The organism is Colwellia sp. MB3u-45 (assembly GCF_014077005.1).
Taxonomy (GTDB): domain Bacteria; phylum Pseudomonadota; class Gammaproteobacteria; order Enterobacterales; family Alteromonadaceae; genus Cognaticolwellia.
The window spans coordinates 122,997-143,009 of record NZ_JACGVC010000038.1 but is presented as its reverse complement, the minus strand read 5'-3'; the positions used below and the strand labels follow the sequence as shown (position 1 = coordinate 143,009).

Sequence of the window (20,013 nt, the reverse complement as noted above, 5' to 3'; positions counted from 1 at the left end):
TTCATTAATTATTTATTTATATTTACGATATTTATTTATTTTTAGTTTCTATCTGATTTTAAAGTCTTTTTAAAAACTTTAAAAGATATTTTAGCTTTTTTATCAGGTGATTTTTTCAATATTTTGCGATATTATTTAGCTTGGCACTATGCTTGCTTTAATCTTAGGTAACATTAAGTAACAAGAAATTGACGAAAGCGAGATAGCCATGGATATTAAAACTAATTCTTTATACGCTCAAATGCAAAGCATGTCGATGGAAGCTATGGGTAATAAACTACCCATAGGTGAAGCAAATGGCATGGGCACACCACCGGTGAGCAAAGCCGGTAGTGACTTTGGTAGCTTATTAAAAGATGCCGTTAATAATGTCAATGAGCTACAACAAGATGCGGGTGCTAAGCGTACCGCTTTTGAACTTGGCGATCGCAGTGTTACTTTGGCTGACACCATGATTTCGGCGTCAAAGGCAGGTATTGCTTTCGATGCGACCGTTCAAGTGCGTAATAAGTTTGTTGAAGCTTACAAAGAAATTATGAGCATGCCGGTATAACGGTTCAGTGGTTAAGCATAAAACGATAGTGACGCGGAGAGAAGTAAGTGGCAGATTCAACAAACAACACAAATTTAACGGTGGCAGATGGTAACAATGACTTAGTCGCCAACGATAGTTCAGATGATGTTGGTGAACAAAAGTCAGGTTTAGCCGCGGCTATGGGTAATGTTGATTTTCTACGTCAAATGACCATAGTGATTGCGCTAGCGATTTGTTTCGCGATTGCTGTGTTTGTTATTATGCTAGCCAATGAAGCAGAATATCGTTTTTTAACTAAATTGCCCACCGAGCAATTAATTAAAACCATGGATTTTCTGGACAGCAAGCAAGTTGAATACCGCCAAGAAAACAACACAATATCGGTAGAAAGTGACCAATACCAAGATGTTAAGTTGATGCTAGCTCGTGGCGGCCTAAGTGATGCGCCTTCTGAGGGCAGCGAAATTCTTATGCAAGATATGGGTTTTGGTGTGAGTCAACGGCTTGAAACTGAACGTTTAAAGCATTCTAGAGAGCAGCAACTTGCCCGCACCATTGAAGAGTTAAAATCTATTTCACGCGCTCGAGTTTTATTAGCCATTCCACGTGAAAATGTTTTCGCTAAACGTGAAAAAAATCCGTCAGCTACTGTGGTACTAACCTTGAGTCGGGGCCGCCTGTTATCTGAAGAAGAAGTTGACGCTGTAGTAGATATTGTCGGATCAGCCGTGCAAAGTTTATCGCCCAATCGGGTCACGGTGACCGACCAAAATGGTCGTTTATTAAATTCTGGCTCACAAGATTCTGTGTCGTCACGCTCACGTAAAGAATTTGAAATTGAACAAAAACGCGAAGCAGAATACATGGATAAGATTGATTCGATTTTAATTCCAGTGGTAGGTTTAGGCAACTTTACCGCCCAAGTTGACGTGGCCATGGACTTTACCAATACTGAAGAAACTCAGCGGCGTTATAATTCAGATTTACCAGCTTTGCGTAGCGAAATGAAAGTTGAAGATAATACCATTGGTGGTTTACTCGGTGGTATTCCAGGTGCGTTAACGAATCAACCCCCGCTGGACAGTAATATTCCCGAAGATGCTACGGGCAATGCTCAACAGCAAACCATGCCAGGCCGCAAACATACAGAGTCAACACGTAATTATGAACTCGACGAGGCTATTAGCTACACCAAACAACAAACCGGCGTTATTCATCGCATTAGTGTCTCTGTTGCCTTAGATTACTTGTCTGAGTTAAATGCTGAAGGTGAACCTGTACCAACACCACGCTCTGTACAAGAAATGGCTAATATTCGTCGTTTATTGCAAGGCAGTATTGGTTTTAACTTACAACGTGGTGATTCATTAGAGGTGGTTACTTTACCGTTTTCTCGCCCAGAAATTATAGCCGTGGCGCCACTAGCATGGTGGAAAGATCCTACTATTTATAAATATGCAAAATTGCTTGGGGCGGTTATCTTAATTGCTATCTTGTTTATTGCCGTGGTGCGTCCGATGTTAAAACGCCTAATTCATCCCGAAAAAACCCCGAGTGACTACGGTGATAAGTCGCTTGATAGTCATGTTGATTTGGGTGATGAAACCATGGACATGTTATCATCTGACTTTGATGCTGGCTCAATTGGCTTTGCTCCTGATGGTAGTTTACAATTGCCTGATTTACATCGCGATGGCGATATACTAAAAGCGGTACGGGCCTTAGTGGCAAACGAGCCAGAATTATCATCGCAAGTCGTTAAAAGTTGGTTAACCGAAAATGAGTGATGAAAATCAAGAACTAGCAGAGCAACAATCGTCTGGCTATGACGTCAATAAACTTGACGGCGCTGAAAAAGCCGCGATTTTATTGTTGAGTCTTTCAGAAGAAGATGCGGCACAAATACTAAAACACTTAGAGCCCAAGCAAGTGCAAAAAGTGGGTATGATCATGGCCGGTATGGAAGATTTTACTCAACAAAAAATTACCGCTGTGCATAAGTTATTTATTAACGAAATTCAAAATTTTTCTACTATTGGTTTCAAAAGTGAAGAGTTTGTCCGCAAAGCATTAACCGCAGCATTAGGCGAAGATAAAGCCGGTAACCTTATTGATCAAATTGTCAAAGGTGGTGGTGCTAAGGGCCTTGATTCTTTGAAATGGATGGACTCGAAGCAAGTGGCGAACATTATTCGTAATGAACATCCTCAAATTCAAACCATCGTTTTATCTTACCTTGAACCAGATCAATCAGCAGAAATACTGACCCAGTTCGCCGACAAAGTGCGCTTGGATCTTATGATGCGTATTGCCAATTTAGAAGAAGTTCAACCCGCGGCATTGCAAGAATTAAATGAGATCATGGAAAAACAATTTGCCGGTCAAGCCGGTGCACAAGCCGCGAAAATGGGCGGCTTGAAAGCGGCTGCAGACATCATGAACTATTTAGACAATAATGTTGAAGGTATGTTGATGGCTTCAATTCGCGAACATGACGAAGAAATGAGTCAGCAAATACAAGACCTTATGTTTGTCTTTGAAAACCTTGCCGATGTTGACGACCGAGGTATCCAAGCCATTTTAAGAGAAGTTCAGCAAGATGCGCTCATGAAAGCAATAAAAGGTGCTGATGAAGCCTTAAAAGAAAAAATTATGGCCAATATGTCTAAACGTGCTGCAGAAATGCTAGCGGATGATCTTGAAGTGATGGGGCCAGTACGTATTAGTGAAGTTGAAGCCGCGCAAAAAGAAATTTTGGCGGTTGCACATCGATTATCTGATGCCGGTGAAATTATGTTAGGCGGCGGCGGTGGCGGCGATGAATTCTTATAATCAAACATCAGAGAGTGTAACCTAATGGCAGCAGATTCTGAGCCAAGCACTGGGGCGATGGCGGAAAAAAAAATTGAAAAGGTTGATACCTGGTCAGCACCTAATGTGCAACCAGACGAAGATACAAAGGTTAATAAAACTAATGCCTTAGGCCAGCCAATGAACTGGCGTTATGAGCCACCAGAAGAGACAGAAGTCAATGAGCCTGTGCCGTTAACGGCACAAGACATGGAAGACATTCGTCAAGCCGCATTTGAAGAAGGCTTTAGTGAGGGAAAAGCAGACGGTTTTGCTAAAGGTTTTGATGAAGGTAAAACCAGTGGTCATGAAGCGGGTCTTATTTCAGGTAGTGAAGAAGGTGTGATACAAGGTTTAGCCGAAGGTAAAGAAACCAGCGAACAACAAATCGCGGCAATGCAAACTCTATTAGACCAATTACATCAGCCTTTGCTTAATGTTGAAAAAAATGTTGAAGCGCAATTATTACAGTTAGTCGTGCAACTAACCCAAGCGGTGACTAAGCATGAAGCGAAAACTAACCCAGATATTTTATTATCGGCTATCGCTGAAGGTATTAAAGCCTTACCGGCACAAGAGTCTCAAACCCAAATTTTATTGCATCCCACAGACATTAAATTGGTAGAAGAACAATTTGGTGCAGCACATATTCAAGAACAAGGTTGGCGTTTATTGGCTGCGCCACAATTAAGCCCCGGGAGTTGTCAAATTGAAAACAGCACTTCTAATATTGATCTGAGTGTTAAATCACGTTTGAATGAGGTTTTGGACTCGTTTTTGCAAGAAGCTTTACATCAATAAGCTTTACATCAATAAGCTATATATCAAAAAACTTATATCAAGAAAACGAATCTCAAGAAAAAATAAGTCATGAAACTTACAAAAATAAACCCGACACACCTTAACTTTCTCGCGACAAATATTGTCCTGTTAAACTTTATCAATAAGCGTAAAAATTTCTATGGTTGATATAAATCGCATAACTGAACGTTTAAAAAATAGTGAAAAATTTATTCACCCGCACAGTGTCTCTGTTGCCGGGCGTTTAGTGCGTGTGGTGGGGTTAACTTTAGAAGCGGTTGGCGTTAAAGCCGCGGTTGGTAGCCAATGTTTGGTGGAAACCTCACAAGGCGAGCTGATTGCAGAAATTGTTGGCTTTGCCCAAGATATAACATTTTTAATGCCAGAACAAAGCTTGCAAGGGGTATTACCTGGCGCACGAGTCGTGCCTTTATCGACTAAAGCACGTTTACCCTTATCAATGGACTTGTTAGGCAGAGTTATTGACGGTGTTGGCAAACCGCTTGACGGTAAAGGGCCGATTAAAGCCTCTGATAGTTATCAATATGACAGTACACCGATCAATCCCTTATCACGACGAGCCATTACCGAGCCCCTAGATGTTGGAGTGCGCTCGATTAACAGTTTTCTAACCGTTGGTGTTGGGCAACGAATGGGCTTGTTTGCGGGCTCAGGTGTTGGTAAAAGTGTGCTGTTAGGTATGATGACACGTGGCACAAACGCTGATGTTATTGTCGTGGGTTTAATTGGCGAGCGTGGACGAGAAGTTAAAGAATTTATTGAAGAAATTTTGGGTGAAGAAGGTCGTGCGCGTTCTGTGGTGGTGGCAGCACCGGCCGATAATTCAGCGTTAATGCGGCTTAAGGGCTGTGAAACCGCAGTGCAGATCAGCGAATACTTTCGTGACCAAGGTTTAAATGTTTTATTGTTGGTAGATTCACTGACCCGTTATGCACAAGCGCAGCGCGAAATAGCACTAGCGGTAGGCGAGCCACCGGCAACGAAAGGTTATCCGCCATCCGTTTTCTCTAAATTACCCCAACTCGTTGAGCGAGCCGGCAATGGCGGGGACGGCCAAGGTTCAATCAGTGCATTTTTTACTGTATTAACCGAAGGTGATGATTTACAAGACCCGATTGCTGATGCTGCCCGTGCCATTTTAGACGGTCATATTGTTTTGTCTCGAAAACTAGCTGATGCCGGGCATTATCCAGCGGTTGATATTGAAGGCTCAATTAGTCGAGTTATGCCGATGGTAACCAGCCAAGAACATCAGCAACTTGCTAGGCAACTACGGCAGATTTATGCCTTATATCAGGAAAATAAAGATTTGATTGCCATTGGCGCCTACAGCAGAGGGACGGATCCAAGAATAGATCAATCGATTGACTTGCAACCCGTAATTCAATTTTTTTTGCAGCAAAAAACGCTTGAAATTATTCCTTATGATCAAAGTTTAACTCAGCTGCAGGAAGTATTAGCGGCAGCGCAAGCTCATGCCAATAAAAATCAGTAGACACAATAACGAATAGGTCACTAAACCGATGAAACAGTTGAACACCTTATATAAGTATGAACTTGATAAAGAACAAAAAGCCTCACAAGCATTACAAGTGGCAGAGGTTGATTATGAACAAAATAAAACGCGATTAAAAAGTGTTAGTGATTATCGTTTAGAATATATGCGCCGGCTTAATCAGCGTTCAATCGAGGGTATTGATAGTGCAACATATAGCCATTTTCATGCTTTTATCGCGAAACTAGATAACGCCTCTCAACAGGTTAAAGTTGCGGTTCATCAAGCGAAAGCATTAGTTGATACGCGAAAAAAACAATGGTTAGAGCAAAGACAAAAAATACAAGCGGTAGAATTACTACGTAATAAAAAACTGGCCGCGCTGCAATTAGTCGCGAATAAAAAAGAACAAAAAATGTTTGATGAAATGGCGACACAACAATTTGTTCGCCGCCGCCGCTAAACTCTGCCATTTTAATAATAGAAACAATAGATTAAGTACTTGAGTAAACCCCATCAGCATCAAGATTCAAACTCAAGGCTTGTTATTGATGCTTTTATATTTAGTTCACTTTAATCTTTAGCGCTGAACTGCCTATTAGATCGGCACGATTTGGTCACAGGTAGAGACAAGCAGGATCATACTGCCTTCTCTCTTGAAAATTATTTTTGGAATGAATATTGCTTAATTAACAATAGAAATAATTTATTAAATTGTGCTTAAGTCTACATTTAAGAAAGGTCTGTTATGTCTCAAATGAATATATTGTCTACTGATGCTGGCCAAAGCCTTGACACCCCTGGTGCTAAAGGTGGGTCGTCAATAAAAAGTCAAGCTAAAAGCAACGCATTTAATGATGCGATGGAGCAACACTATTTAAGAAAAAAAGCGGAAGAGTCAGAGCAAAATACTGAGCCATATGGCAATTTTGTCTCTAAAGCGGCAGAACAACACCAACAGGCTTTAAAAAGCGAGCGTTTAGCCAAGGGCAATGAAGTTGATGATGCTCATACTTTACCCGTGCCTTTACCGATAGACGATGCCAAAAATCTCTCTGCGCCAAACGCTGAGCTAAAATCCTATCTTGGCTTTCAAACTCAAACTGAACATCAAGCTCAAACCCAAAGTGACTTAGCGAGCAATGTTGAAAATGATGACGCGGTTGATTTATTAAAAATGTTAAGTGGTGCAGAGCAATTGTTGACAAAATCTGCAGCAAATAATACTGCTGAAGGGAAAGTGCCGGGCGACGTTACATCAGGCTATATGCAAACAACCACTGCCGGCACAACGTCCTTAACGAGTGAGCAAGCTAGCATTGATGATGCCGAGCTAATGGCAAAGCAAGCAGGTATAAAAGCATTAACTGAAGAAGGCAATGCCGGTTTAGATAAAACCCAAGGTGTTGACCAATTAGCTAACAATAGCGCATTGCAAAATAGTGCCAGCGATAAAGCGAGTGAATTTAAACCTGGTAGCGATATCGAAGCCGCAAAAACTCATCTTGTTAATCAAAGTACAGCTACTGTGGTATCAACATCGGTTACGGATACAAAACTTGATACTAATCAGAAAACAGCGATAAATGAAGACCTTGATAAATTAGCCAGTGCCATGCTCGAGGCACAAAAAACCGCTAAAACTGAGGGCGACAAGCTAACACCACAAGTTGACAAAGTGGCGTCAGTGTTTAATCAAACATTAGTTGATCAAGCCAAGCCGCTGACAAGTGCTGCGGATTTAGCTGCCCAGCAAGAGCAAAGTTTTGAAAGTACGGTAAATCAATTAACGACAAATACTGTCTCAACACAAAAATCATTTGCCACTATGCAGACTGAAACTATTGCTATTTACCGTAAAGATTTTGCCGATGCTGTTAAAGATAAAGTGATGGTGATGATCAACCAAAAAATTCAACAAGTGGAAATTCAACTTGACCCACCAGAGATGGGTAATATTCATGTGCGAGTGAATTTACAAAATGAGCAAGCCGCGGTGCAATTTGTGGTGCAAAACCAGCAAGCAAGAGAGGCTTTAGAGCAAAATATGGGCAAGTTACGCGATATGTTAGCTGAAAGTGGTGTTGATGTTGGGGAGGCAAATATCGAACAGCGCGAAGCAAAAGAGCAAGATGGTGATGGTTTTGACAGCCAGTCTAACAAGGGGCAAAATGCCCAGTCGGCTGAAGACAGTTTCAGTGAAAATGATAACGCAATAGTGAATGTGCTCAAAGCTTCGTCAACCGGTATCGATTACTATGCTTAATTCATGAATACACTGACAATACTTGATAAACCCTTTGGATTAGCAGCTATTCAACGATATAGTTTAACAATAGATATAAAAACTCTTCACAGGTAGAAACCATGGCAGACGAAAAAGAACTTAAGCTGGATAACCCAGGTAAGAAGAAAAAGTTGATTATCATTATCGCCATTGTTGCCGTTTTGGCTATTGCTGGCGGTGCGGCTGCGTTTTTTATCTTTGGTGGTGATAATGACATTTCACAAGCTGAGATCGATGCGGCTTTAGACACAGGCGCTGAAAACGAAGCGGTAAAAGTCGTAGGTGCTCAACTTGGCTCAGCTTTATATGTGCCTATGCCAAGACATTTTCGCTTTAATGTACCTGGAATTGCTCGTGATCGCTTTGTTGAAATTCGTGTACAGCTGTTGGTGCGAGGCGCTGAAAATGAAGAAATCGCTAAAAAACATGTACCCTTAATTGAAAGTGCCTTGTTAGGTGTTTTCTCAAAGTCGAATGCTGATGATCTAGCAACAAGTGCAGGAAAAGTAGCTTTAAAGCAAAAGTCTTTAGTAGCAGTTCAGAAAGTAATGACTGAAATTGAAGGGAGTACAGTGGTTGAAAAAGTACTCTTTACCGGCTTTGTCATGCAGTAATTCCTTTGAAGAAAAATAGCCGCGAATAGATTGCTTGGTTGATTGAAGCTTTTGATTGAATTTTTGATTAAACTTTTGCTTAAGTTAACGGCTATGGTTTGTGAACAGTGTAACTAAACTAACAAGATAAAGAGACTATTGAGTGAGTGATTTATTATCTCAAGATGAAATTGATGCACTTTTACACGGTGTTGATGATGTTGAAGAAGATGAAACTTTAGAGGACTCTGCTAATTCAGGAGAGACGTCTGATTACGATTTCTCTTCGCAAGATCGCCTTGTTCGTGGCCGCATGCCAACGTTGGAGATGATCAACGAACGTTTTGCACGTCATATGCGTATTAGTTTATTTAATATGATGCGTCGCACCGCAGAAGTTTCTATTAACGGTATCCAAATGATTAAGTTTGGAGAATACGTACATACTTTATTTGTGCCAACCAGTTTAAATATGGTGCGCTTTCGGCCTTTAAAAGGCACGGCACTAATTACCATGGAAGCGCGACTGGTTTTTATATTAGTGGACAATTTTTTTGGTGGTGATGGTCGATATCATGCGAAAATTGAAGGACGTGAATTTACTCCCACTGAACGCCGTATTGTGCAAATGTTGTTAAAAATTATCTTTGAAGATTATAAAGTAGCATGGTCACCTGTGATGGATGTTTCATTTGAATATCTTGATTCAGAAGTTAATCCCTCGATGGCAAATATTGTTAGTCCAACTGAAGTGGTGGTGATTAGTTCTTTTCATATTGAACTTGATGGGGGTGGCGGTGATTTTCATGTGGTTTTACCGTATGCAATGTTAGAGCCTATTCGCGAATTACTTGATGCCGGTTTACAAACTGATAAAGAAGATACTGATATGCGTTGGTCGAAGGCCCTGCGTGATGAAATTATGGACGTGTCGGTCGAGATATCAACTAAATTTATCGAAGTGACCTTGCCATTGCAAAAAATTATGGACCTTAAAGCCGGTGACATTATTCCCATTGATATGCCTGAACATATTACTGTATTAATAGAAAAATTACCGTCATTTAGGGCTCAACTTGGTCAAAGTCGTAATAATTTAGCGCTGAAAATAGAATCAAAAATTAAGCGTCCGGAATCAGTTAAATCAGAGCTAACTATTTTGACCAAAGGTGGTAAGCGTTTAGACAGTGATGCCGAGCTGCATTTATTAGACGATTATTTATAACAAACCTGGATAAGTAATATTGATAAAACATGTTTGAGAAAACAGGCTTGATAAAACAGGACTGATTAACTCTGGTGTAAAAATTGTATAACGGCATAATAGAAAATAACAAACGAGTAGTGTAAGTATTTTGACGCTACTCGATGAAAATTGAGGAAAATAGTATGAGTACAGAAAACAAAGATGATTTAGGTATGTGGGATGAAGCGATGGATGAGCAAGCTAGTGCAGAAGCGGCTAAAGCGGTTGAATTGGAAGAGTTAGAAGAAGATAGTGGCAATATCTCAGGTGCAGAAAAGCGTAAGCTCGATGCGATTCTAGACATACCTGTTACCATCTCTATGGAAGTAGGGCGTAGTCATATTAGTATTCGAAATTTGCTACAGCTGAACCAAGGCTCGGTTGTTGAACTTGACCGTGTTGCAGGTGAATCATTAGATGTGATGGTCAATGGCACCTTAATCGCTCATGGTGAAGTGGTTGTGGTTAATGATAAATTTGGTATTCGCTTGACTGATGTTATTAGCCAAGTTGAACGTATTAAAAAGTTAAAATAGTCACTAATGAAAAAAACTTTATCAGGACTTTTAAGCTGGTTGGCTTTTGCAGCCTTTGCCCATGCGCAAGAGGTTGTTAGCGATGTTGCTTTAACTGAGGATGTTCCGGTTGAAGTGGGCAAGCATGTTGCCACTAATATGAATTCTATGAGTATGATTATGTCATTACTGATGGTGCTGGCGGTGATTGTTATTAGTGCCATGATATTAAAGCGTTTTCAAGGCGTACGTCAAACTCACCATGGCTTAAAAATAGTCACAAGTTTACACCTTGGGGCAAAAGAGAAGTTAGTGGTGGTGCAAGCTGGAGATAAACAATTATTGCTTGGGGTCACCACACAGCAGGTTACCTTGTTAGAAACCCTTGATGAACCCTTGGTGAATGCCACAGAAAACAGTGTTGATTTTGCTCAGTCGTTAGCAAAACTATTCAAACAAAAAGCTATAAAAACTTATGATAAACAAAAATAAAAAATCATTATTATCGTTAAACAAAATCGTCACTTTACTGGTGACGATTTTGTCGTTTTTACTCATTAGCAATACTAGTTTTGCCGCCGATGGCCTTTCATTATCAGCGTTAACCTTGACCACTAATCCGGATGGTTCGCAAGAATACTCAGTTACCTTACAAATATTAATTTTTATGACCGCGCTAGGTTTCATACCGGCAGCGGTGATCATGATGACGTCGTTTACCCGCATTGTGGTGGTCATGGCGATTTTACGGCAAGCTTTTGGTTTACAACAAACCCCGTCTAATCAGGTTATTATTGGCATTACTTTGTTTATGACCTTATTTATTATGACGCCGGTCTATAACGAAATTAATGCTCGGGCGATTCAACCTTACTTACAAGACCAATTAACCTCGGTTGAGGCGATTAATAAAGCTAAAGTGCCATTACGGGCGTTTATGTTAGAGCAAACACGTATTAAAGATCTGGATACCTTGGCCCAAATGGCAGGTATAACACAAGTTGATAAACCAACAGATTTACCGATGACAGTGATCATTCCAGCCTTTGTTATTAGTGAGTTAAAAACGGCATTTCAAATTGGCTTTATGTTATTTATTCCATTTTTAATCATAGATTTAGTGGTGGCCAGTATTTTAATGGCGATGGGGATGATGATGCTATCGCCGATGATCGTATCTTTGCCGTTTAAGTTAATGCTATTTGTGCTGATTGATGGCTGGAATTTAGTGATAGGTACACTGGCAACAAGTTACGGTATGGGAGCCACGTAATGGGTCCTGAGGTATTTGTTGATATTTTACGAGATGCGCTGTTTCTAGTGATTGTACTGGTGAGTGCCGTTATTGTGCCAAGCCTGATTATTGGTTTGGTTGTAGCAGTATTCCAAGCCGCTACCTCGATAAATGAACAAACCTTGAGTTTTTTACCGCGTTTAATTGTGACTTTGCTGTCTTTAATTATAGGCGGACATTGGTTGGTACAAAAACTAATGGATTATACCATTCGACTCATCGGTAGCATCCCTAGCGTAGTCAGTTAGCCATGGAGTTCACTGAGTCAATTATTAATCAAAGCATGGCTGATTTTTTGCTGCCGTTTACACGTATTTCAGCCATGGTGATGTCAATGATAGGCTTAGGGGCAAAAGCCATTCCTGGACGGGTGAAATTGTTTCTTTGCTTGGCCGTCACGGTCGCGGTTATGCCAGCATTACCGCCTGCTCGTGTTGATAATATGTTTTCATTGGCGACAACATTGCTCATTGGTGAGCAAATGATTATCGGCATCATGCTCGGCTTTGTCACCGTGATGGTGGTTAATACTTTTACCTTAGCGGGCCAAATTATCGCGATGCAAACGGGTTTAGGTTTTGCCTCGCTTGTTGACCCCGCCAGTGGCACAAGCGTGCCGGCTGTAGGTCAGTTCTTTTTAATTTTATCATCATTATTGTTTTGGACAATGGATGGCCACTTAGCTTATTTACAGTTTGTGGTCGCCAGTTTTGACACTATTCCTATTCCTGCCCCAGAATTTTCCAGTATCAAATTTAAAGAAATCGCCCAATGGGGTGGATGGATGTTTGCCACCGCATTGTCACTCGCCATTGCACCTTTAACAGCGATGTTATTAATTAACTTTTCATTTGGCATTATGACGCGAGCAGCGCCGCAATTGAATATTTTCGCTATTGGTTTTCCTGTCACCATGTGTGCAGGATTATTAATTATGTGGTTAACCATGGGTAATTTTTATAGTCATTTTGTTATGCAATGGCAACGGGCTTTAGATTTTAGCTGTTATCTTATCGATTGTGGAGCCGCGCCCTAATGGCTGAATCTGATAGCGGTGAAAAAACCGAAGAACCCACGGCGAAAAAACTTTCTGACGCGAGAAAAAAAGGCCAAATAGCGCGTTCAAAAGATTTAGGCACTATGTTTGTTTTAGTCGGCAGTGCGGCGGCATTGATGCTCATGGGCAATTCTTTGGTTGAGGGCCTAGCAAAGATGATGACTCGTCTGCTGAGTCTAAGTCGGAAAGAAACCATGGATGTGCATGCTTTATATCAAGTGATCAGTGATAGTATCAGTGCAATAACAGTACCTTTTCTTTGGATACATATTATTATTGTTATTGCGGCCTTTATTGGCAACATGCTGCTGGGCGGTATCAGTTTTTCTTGGGAAGCTATGGCACCCAAAGCCAGTAAACTTTCGCCGATGGCTGGGTTTAAACGCATGTTTGGTGTGCAATCCTATGTTGAACTTATTAAGTCAATTCTTAAGTTTTTTGTGGTTTTTATTTCAGCGTATTTATTACTGAGTAGTTTGTTTGGCCAAATATTGAGTTTAAGTACGGAGAATATTCCGGATAATTTTGCTCATGCGGTGTCATTACTGATGTGGATGTTTTTAGCCTTAGCGTTTTCAATTGGCATTATTGTGGTTATTGATGCGCCATATCAAGTGTGGAATCATAATCGGCAATTAAAAATGAGTATGCAAGAAATTAAAGATGAAATGAAAAGCTCTGAAGGTAGCCCAGAAACAAAAGGTCGGATTAGAAGGGCGCAATATGAAATGTCACAACGGCGCATGATGCAAGACGTACCCCAATCTGATGTGGTGATCACTAACCCAACCCATTATTCAGTAGCGCTTAAATATGACACTGAAGCGGGTGGTGCACCGGTATTAGTCGCTAAAGGCATAGATGAAATGGCCTTACATATTCGTACCATTGCCAAAGAGCATAATATTGAGGTTGTGGCATCTCCAGCTTTAGCTCGATCTTTATATTACACCGCAGAGCCCAATGAAGAAATCCCAGAACAATTATTTGCGGCAGTAGCACAAATACTGGCATTTATTTTTCAGTTGAGTGCCCATAAAAAAGGTCAGGCGCGCCGACCCAAACCTGTGGCCAAAAACTTACCCATCCCAGATGAATTTCGCTATTAATTCTGACGAAAAAAAGGTCGGGATTAGCTTTCAGTAAAAAGACATCGCTGTCGGTCGGTGGTTAAACAATTAGTCATCAGCTGTCAGTAAAAATATTGGACAGTTTTAAGCAACAATAACCCCCAATCCACATCAGCAGCCATAGGCGTTATCTAATTCGGATTAACTGTCGACCTAGAATAAAATTTTGTCGTTTATGCATTACGATTTTTTTATATGAACAAGAACTGATCAATAGTGATACTAAAAAATACAAAATAAAAATGCATAAATTACAAAAGTAATAACATTGGTCTGATTATTGCTAATTACAAGACACGTCAAAAAATTATCCTTAAGCACTCATGCAGTTAGCCGCAACTTTTAATAAGCTAAAGAAACAAAAACTTAACCTACTTTCAGGTTTAGGTACGCCATTCCTCGTGATGGCGGCGCTCGGTATGGTGATTTTACCTATGCCAGCATTTTTGTTGGATATTCTTTTTTCCTTCAATATTGCCTTGTCTCTGGTGGTTTTATTGATCACGGTTTATACCTTAAAGCCGCTTGAGTTTGGCTCATTTCCAGCGGTATTGCTGATTGCGACTATTTTACGTTTAGCGCTTAATGTTGCGAGTACCCGAGTGGTATTACTTGAGGGGCACGAAGGCCCTGATGCGGCAGGGAAAGTGATTGAAGCCTTTGGCTCGGTTGTTATTGGTGGCAATTATGCGGTTGGTTTAGTCGTTTTTTCCATTTTGATTATCATCAACTTTGTTGTTGTTACCAAAGGTGCAGGGCGTATTGCTGAGGTAACTGCGCGCTTTACTTTAGACGCTATGCCAGGTAAACAAATGGCGATTGACGCGGATTTAAATGCCGGTTTTATCACCGCAGATGAAGCGAGAGAACGCCGAGTTGAAGTCACCAGTGAAGCCGACTTTTATGGTTCAATGGATGGTGCGAGTAAATTTGTTAAAGGTGATGCCATTGCGGGGATTTTAATTCTCTTTATCAATATTGTTGGTGGTTTAATTATTGGTATGGTGCAGCATGATCTTTCGTTTGACAGTGCGGTGGAAATTTATACCCTACTGACTATCGGAGACGGTTTAGTTGCACAAATTCCAGGGTTATTGCTCTCAGTAGGCACGGCAATCGTGGTTACCCGCCAAAACACCTCTCAAGATATGGGCGAGCAAGTTAGTAGTCAACTTGGCCAAGAAAAATCACTTTATATTGCCGCAGGTGTGATGTTTGTTATGGGCATTGTGCCTGGAATGCCCCACTTTGCTTTTTTAACCTTTGCGATATTAATCGCGGGGGTGGCGTTTTTTAATAGTAAATATAAAGCAGCGGCGGCGGCACAATTAATTGAACAAGGTCAGGCGGCAGAAGTTGAAAGTCAGCAACAAGAAGCCGAAGTTAAAGACCTAGGTTGGGATGATGTCAATCATGTTGATATTATTGGCCTTGAAATAGGCTATCGCTTAATTCCTTTGGTGGATAAAGCTCAAGGTGGAGAGTTACTTAATCGCATTAAAGGCGTGAGAAAAAAGCTTTCGCAAGAATTTGGCTTTTTGGTACCAGCCGTTCATATTCGCGATAATTTAGACTTAGATCCTAACAGTTACCGGATATCACTGATGGGAGTCACGGTAGGTGAAGCCGAAATTCGCCACGATCAAGAACTGGCTATTAATCCAGGTCAAGTATTTGGCAAGCTTGATGGTGTTGCAACCAAAGACCCTGCTTTTGGCTTAGATGCGGTGTGGATAAAAAAAGATCAACGCGAACACGCACAATCACTAGGCTATACGGTGGTTGATTCAGCCACGGTATTAGCAACACATTTAAGTCAAATTTTAACTAATAATACCGCACAGCTATTAGGCCATGAGGAAGTTCAAAACTTACTTGATATGTTAGCTAAGAGTTATCCTAAATTGATTGAAGGCCTGATCCCTGATGTCTTGTCATTAGGCACTATTGTAAAAGTACTACAAAACTTAATGAATGAAGGGGTGGCTGTACGTGATATGCGTAGCATTATTCAAACCTTAGTTGAGTATGGTCCTAAGACTCAAGACCCTGAAGTGTTAACGGCGGCGGTTCGGATAACCTTGCGAAAATTCATTGTGCAAGAGTTAGTTGGACCTGTGGTAGAGGTACCTGTCATAACTTTGTCACCAGAGTTGGAACAGATGTTGCATCAGTCTATGCAAATGGCTGGAGATGATGGCGCAGGTATCGAACCAGGTTTAGCAGAAAGACTACAGAAATCTTTGACCGATGGTGCACAACAGCAAGAAATGGCTGGTGACACACCAATTTTATTAACGTCAGGTATTTTACGTGCAGTTTTAGCTAAATTTGTTAAATATACCATCCCGGGATTACGGGTGATTTCTTATCAAGAAATTCCAGATGATAAGCAAATCAAAATTGTTAGCGCTATCGGCCAGTAAAAAATACTTCAAAGTAAGTTGTACTGAATTATAAGGGTTGGCGATGAAAATTAGACGTTATGTAGCAAAAGATATGAGAAGCGCACTCGCACAAATTAAAGAAGATTTGGGTGTTGATGCCGTCATTATGTCTAATAAAAAAATTGCTGAAGGTGTCGAGTTAATGGCTGCGGTTGATTATAACCAAAGTGTTAAGCCTACCCAATCACCAGTATCTGAGCACAGCAAAGCGAGTACGGCTGCCAATACCCAGCCGACTCATCAAGTTGACCGATTCGACAGTGTTGAAGATACGGTAGCCATTAGTAGCTCACCTCAGTCAGCAGAAACGTCAACCACTTTGCCAGCCGATAGCTTAGCCGCGTTGTTAAGCCGACAAGTACAACAAAATGGCTACGATAAAGCACCAGCAACACAGGCATTTAATAGTCAAATAGCTAGCTCAACTCATGAGGTTAATCATCAAGCGGACAACAAGCCTGGTGCTGCACCACAAGATATTGAACAACAGTTTAAAAATTTCACTACTCGTTTAGCGCAAACTACTGATTTAGACTCAGCGGATCACGCGGGCAACCAAGGAGCAGATACTCCTGGGCATGGCTCAAACAGTGCAAACTTTACTAACTCGCTTGATTCATCAACACCTGCACCTGAGCAAATGGCTTCGCGTGGCGAACGTCAAATAAGTGGCAGTGAGTTTGATCATATGCAAAAAGAAATGTCATCTATTCGTCAGCTATTAGAACATCAAATGTCAGGGCTAATGTGGCAAGATATGGCGCAAAAAGATCCGATGCGCGCTGTGTTGGTTAATAAATTAATGGCGATGGGTCTTAATGAACAAGTGGCTGATCAAATTGCGGGTTACATTCCAGCCAATAGCCTTGAAAAAGATGCCTTTGAGCAAGCAAAACATATTATAGCGCAACAATTAAACACCACTAACAATGATATTATTCAACGTGGTGGCGTGGTTTCTCTTGTTGGGCCAACAGGCGTGGGTAAAACCACCACTATTGCGAAATTAGCGGCCCGCTTTGCTCAGCTGCACGGCGCCGACCAAGTGGTATTAATTTCTACAGATAGTTATCGTATTGCTGGTTTTGAACAGCTTGCTACTTACGGTCGTATTATTGGTTGCCACGTTAAGTTGGCCAATGACGGCGATGAGCTAGATAGCTTGTTACAACAGTTCTCACAAAAAAAATTAATATTGATCGATACTGCCGGTATGGGGCAAAGAGATATGCGTCTAACTGAGCATTTGACTACCTTAATCTCAAATGCTCGTGTTAGAATTCGTAATTACTTAGTATTAGCCGCCAATACGCAGCAGCGTGTTATGCAAGAAAATGTTGAGCGCTTTAAAAGTATTCCTTTAGCGGGCTGCATTTATACTAAATTAGATGAAAGCCTAAGTGTCGGTGAAATTATCACCACATCATTACAAAACGGTTTAGCTATTGGCTATCTTACTGATGGACAAAGAGTTCCGGAAGATATTAAGGTTGCAAATGCTGAAAAATTGGTTACGCTAGCAGACAGAATGGCCACTAAGTATCAAAGCTCAGGGACTGTTTCTTGGCGTAATCCGGTATCAGCCGTCGCAATATAGTTAGGCAGAGCAATTATGCTAATTGAATTAAGTAAGCAATTATCCAATTATAAGTAAGCATAAATATTCAAGAGCATAGGTTTATTGTTTCAGACTACAGGTAAGTATCACCATCCGTGTAGTTTGGCGCTTGATTGATTCTTACATGGCCATTTTGAGTCATGTATGGTTCCACAGCATTAAGTGATTTTTGTACGTTGAGGTCAGCTTAAAATGACCGATTATTTATTGCAATGGGCATTACATAGAGAAGTTATATAGATGATAGATCAAGCGAGTGGCTTAAGAAAAATGCAAAACCCCGAATACATAAAAGTCATCGCCGTTTCTGGCGGTAAAGGCGGGGTTGGTAAAACTAATGTCTCATTAAATACTGCCATTTCTTTAGCTAAATTAGGTAAGCGGGTTTTAGTGCTAGATGCCGACTTAGGCTTGGCTAATGTTGATGTTATGCTAGGTTTGCGCGTAAAACGCAACCTGTCGCATGTGCTATCGGGTGAATGTGAACTGGATGATATTATTATTCAAGGCCCTGCCGGCATTAATATTATTCCTGCGACATCAGGCACTCAATCTATGGTGGATTTAACCCCAGCTGAGCATGCCGGACTTATTCGTGCTTTTAGTGATATGAAAACCAAATTTGACATTTTAATTGTTGATACCGCTGCCGGTATCTCAGATATGGTATTAAGTTTTTGCCGTGCATCACAAGATGTTTTATTAGTCGTGTGTGACGAACCCACCTCAATTACTGACTGTTATGCCTTAATGAAATTGTTAAGCCGAGATCACGGGCTATTCAAATTTAAAGTGGTGGCAAACATGGTGCGCACCCCGAATGAAGGTAAAAATTTATTTGCGAAATTAGCTAAAGTCACTGACAGATTTTTGGATGTCACTTTAGAGCTGGTTGCTGTTATACCTTATGATGAAAATATTCGTAAATCTGTGAGAAAACAACAAGCGATTGTCGAGGCATATCCTAACTCGCCAGCGTCAATTGGCCTTAAAGCACTTGCCAAAAACATTGTGAGCTGGCCAGTGCCAAAACAAGCCTCTGGGCATTTAGAATTCTTTATTGAGCAATTACTAGAACACTAAAGCTGTTGAGCTTTTAACTTGTAGCTAGGTATGAACATAACGACGAAGCAGGGTTACAATTGGACAATTCGTGGTGTTTTTTTTTGCATGAGTTAAGCGAGCTCTAGCTATAGCAAGTGCGTAGGTTTTTTTACCGCCTGTTAAAGGTCTATCGTTGTTTTTTAACTAACATCGTTAGCAAGTGTAAACTAGCATAGCTACCTAATATGTCTGTCGCCTTGTTAACTGAAAGCCTAATCTATAGCCGAGACTAGAATGAAAATTCTACAGGCCCTATTTAACAAACAAGTGAGTTATCGTGTTAAAAGTACATACTTATAGTGTTGATAAATCGGCCTTGCTGGAGCGACACACAGTACTCGTGAAGCGCATTGCTTATCATTTGCTTGCCCGACTACCGGCCAGTGTTTTGGTTGATGACCTTGTTCAATCAGGCATGATAGGCTTATTTGAAGCGGCAAATAATTTTGATAATAGCAAAGGTGCTAGCTTTGAAACTTTTGCGGGTATTCGTATTCGTGGTGCCATGCTTGATGAAATTCGTCGGGGTGACTGGGTTCCCCGCTCAGTGCATAAAAATAGTCGCATGATCAGCGAAGCCATCAAAAGCTTAGAAGCGCAATATGGCCGCGACGTTACCGATGTTGAAGTGGCTGAAAAACTTGAGATTTCAATCAATGAATACCATCAGATACTGAATGACGTGAGTTCAGGGAAAATTCTTGGTCTTGATGATTTAGGTGTTAGTGATGATGTGATTGAAATAGCCCACAGTCACCAGCAAGATGAACCTTACGCTAACATTGAACAAAGTTTCTTTAAAAAGTCATTAGCAGAGTGTATTTCTTCTTTACCCGAGCGTGAAGCTTTAGTACTGTCCTTGTATTATGACGAAGAGCTTAACCTTAGAGAAATAGGCCAAGTACTTGATGTGAGTGAATCACGGGTAAGCCAAATACACAGTCAAGCGATGCATAGATTAAAAGCTCGTATGCAATCGTGGCAAAATTAAGTAGAATATTAAAAATATTGTAAAATTTT

19 protein-coding genes are annotated in these 20,013 nt (G+C 40.8%); all 19 read left to right on the top strand.

From position 1 onward, the window contains the following. The first annotated feature begins 208 nt into the window (after window positions 1–208). On the top strand, window positions 209–553 hold the full coding sequence (gene fliE / locus H4J41_RS03220; protein WP_182134796.1) for a flagellar hook-basal body complex protein FliE: 345 nt from the start codon (window positions 209–211) through the stop codon (window positions 551–553). Window positions 554–600: 47 nt separating this feature from the next. After that, window positions 601–2,322: a flagellar basal-body MS-ring/collar protein FliF gene (gene fliF, locus H4J41_RS03215; RefSeq protein WP_182134798.1), complete on the top strand. Its 1,722-nt coding sequence runs from the start codon at window positions 601–603 to the stop codon at window positions 2,320–2,322. Continuing rightward, entirely contained in the window at window positions 2,315–3,367 is a 1,053-nt protein-coding gene (gene fliG, locus H4J41_RS03210) for a flagellar motor switch protein FliG (RefSeq protein WP_182134800.1), read from the top strand. The genes fliF and fliG overlap by 8 nt, the downstream gene beginning before the upstream one ends. Window positions 3,368–3,391: 24 nt before the next feature. Then, window positions 3,392–4,186, top strand: a complete 795-nt coding sequence (gene fliH, locus H4J41_RS03205; protein WP_259364501.1) for a flagellar assembly protein FliH — start codon at window positions 3,392–3,394, stop codon at window positions 4,184–4,186. A 160-nt stretch (window positions 4,187–4,346) separates the two neighbouring features. Continuing rightward, complete coding sequence (gene fliI / locus H4J41_RS03200) at window positions 4,347–5,702, top strand: flagellar protein export ATPase FliI (RefSeq protein ID WP_182134802.1); 1,356 nt, start codon at window positions 4,347–4,349, stop codon at window positions 5,700–5,702. A gap of 28 nt (window positions 5,703–5,730) precedes the next feature. Next, complete coding sequence (gene fliJ / locus H4J41_RS03195) at window positions 5,731–6,165, top strand: flagellar export protein FliJ (RefSeq protein ID WP_182134804.1); 435 nt, start codon at window positions 5,731–5,733, stop codon at window positions 6,163–6,165. Window positions 6,166–6,450: 285 nt separating this feature from the next. Further along, entirely contained in the window at window positions 6,451–7,968 is a 1,518-nt protein-coding gene (locus tag H4J41_RS03190; RefSeq protein ID WP_182134806.1) for a flagellar hook-length control protein FliK, read from the top strand. A gap of 101 nt (window positions 7,969–8,069) precedes the next feature. Continuing rightward, a complete protein-coding gene (fliL, locus tag H4J41_RS03185; RefSeq protein WP_182134808.1) occupies window positions 8,070–8,603 on the top strand; it encodes a flagellar basal body-associated protein FliL in 534 nt (177 codons plus the stop codon). A 142-nt stretch (window positions 8,604–8,745) separates the two neighbouring features. Further along, complete coding sequence (gene fliM, locus H4J41_RS03180) at window positions 8,746–9,807, top strand: flagellar motor switch protein FliM (protein WP_182134810.1); 1,062 nt, start codon at window positions 8,746–8,748, stop codon at window positions 9,805–9,807. A gap of 164 nt (window positions 9,808–9,971) precedes the next feature. After that, on the top strand, window positions 9,972–10,364 hold the full coding sequence (gene fliN / locus H4J41_RS03175) for a flagellar motor switch protein FliN (protein ID WP_182134812.1): 393 nt from the start codon (window positions 9,972–9,974) through the stop codon (window positions 10,362–10,364). Between the two features lie 6 nt (window positions 10,365–10,370). Beyond that, the gene (fliO, locus tag H4J41_RS03170) at window positions 10,371–10,835 is read left to right on the top strand and encodes a flagellar biosynthetic protein FliO (RefSeq protein WP_182134814.1); all 465 of its coding nucleotides are present in this window, start codon (window positions 10,371–10,373) and stop codon (window positions 10,833–10,835) included. Beyond that, window positions 10,819–11,616, top strand: coding sequence for a flagellar type III secretion system pore protein FliP (gene fliP, locus H4J41_RS03165; RefSeq protein WP_182134816.1), 798 nt, complete (start codon window positions 10,819–10,821; stop codon window positions 11,614–11,616). Before fliO ends, fliP begins: the two co-directional genes overlap by 17 nt. Then, window positions 11,616–11,885 (top strand): flagellar biosynthesis protein FliQ, encoded by a 270-nt coding sequence (gene fliQ / locus H4J41_RS03160; RefSeq protein WP_146880882.1) that lies wholly within the window; start codon window positions 11,616–11,618, stop codon window positions 11,883–11,885. The genes fliP and fliQ overlap by 1 nt, the downstream gene beginning before the upstream one ends. A 2-nt stretch (window positions 11,886–11,887) precedes the next feature. Further along, window positions 11,888–12,673 (top strand): flagellar biosynthetic protein FliR, encoded by a 786-nt coding sequence (gene fliR, locus H4J41_RS03155; RefSeq protein WP_182134818.1) that lies wholly within the window; start codon window positions 11,888–11,890, stop codon window positions 12,671–12,673. After that, entirely contained in the window at window positions 12,673–13,803 is a 1,131-nt protein-coding gene (gene flhB / locus H4J41_RS03150) for a flagellar biosynthesis protein FlhB (protein ID WP_182134820.1), read from the top strand. Before fliR ends, flhB begins: the two co-directional genes overlap by 1 nt. 344 nt (window positions 13,804–14,147) lie before the next feature. After that, entirely contained in the window at window positions 14,148–16,250 is a 2,103-nt protein-coding gene (gene flhA / locus H4J41_RS03145; protein WP_182134822.1) for a flagellar biosynthesis protein FlhA, read from the top strand. A 43-nt stretch (window positions 16,251–16,293) separates the two neighbouring features. Then, on the top strand, window positions 16,294–17,868 hold the full coding sequence (gene flhF, locus H4J41_RS03140) for a flagellar biosynthesis protein FlhF (protein WP_182134824.1): 1,575 nt from the start codon (window positions 16,294–16,296) through the stop codon (window positions 17,866–17,868). A gap of 261 nt (window positions 17,869–18,129) precedes the next feature. After that, on the top strand, window positions 18,130–18,972 hold the full coding sequence (locus H4J41_RS03135) for a MinD/ParA family protein (RefSeq protein ID WP_182134826.1): 843 nt from the start codon (window positions 18,130–18,132) through the stop codon (window positions 18,970–18,972). Window positions 18,973–19,270: 298 nt separating this feature from the next. Next, complete coding sequence (locus H4J41_RS03130; protein ID WP_182134828.1) at window positions 19,271–19,984, top strand: RNA polymerase sigma factor FliA; 714 nt, start codon at window positions 19,271–19,273, stop codon at window positions 19,982–19,984. Window positions 19,985–20,013: the final 29 nt, after the last annotated feature.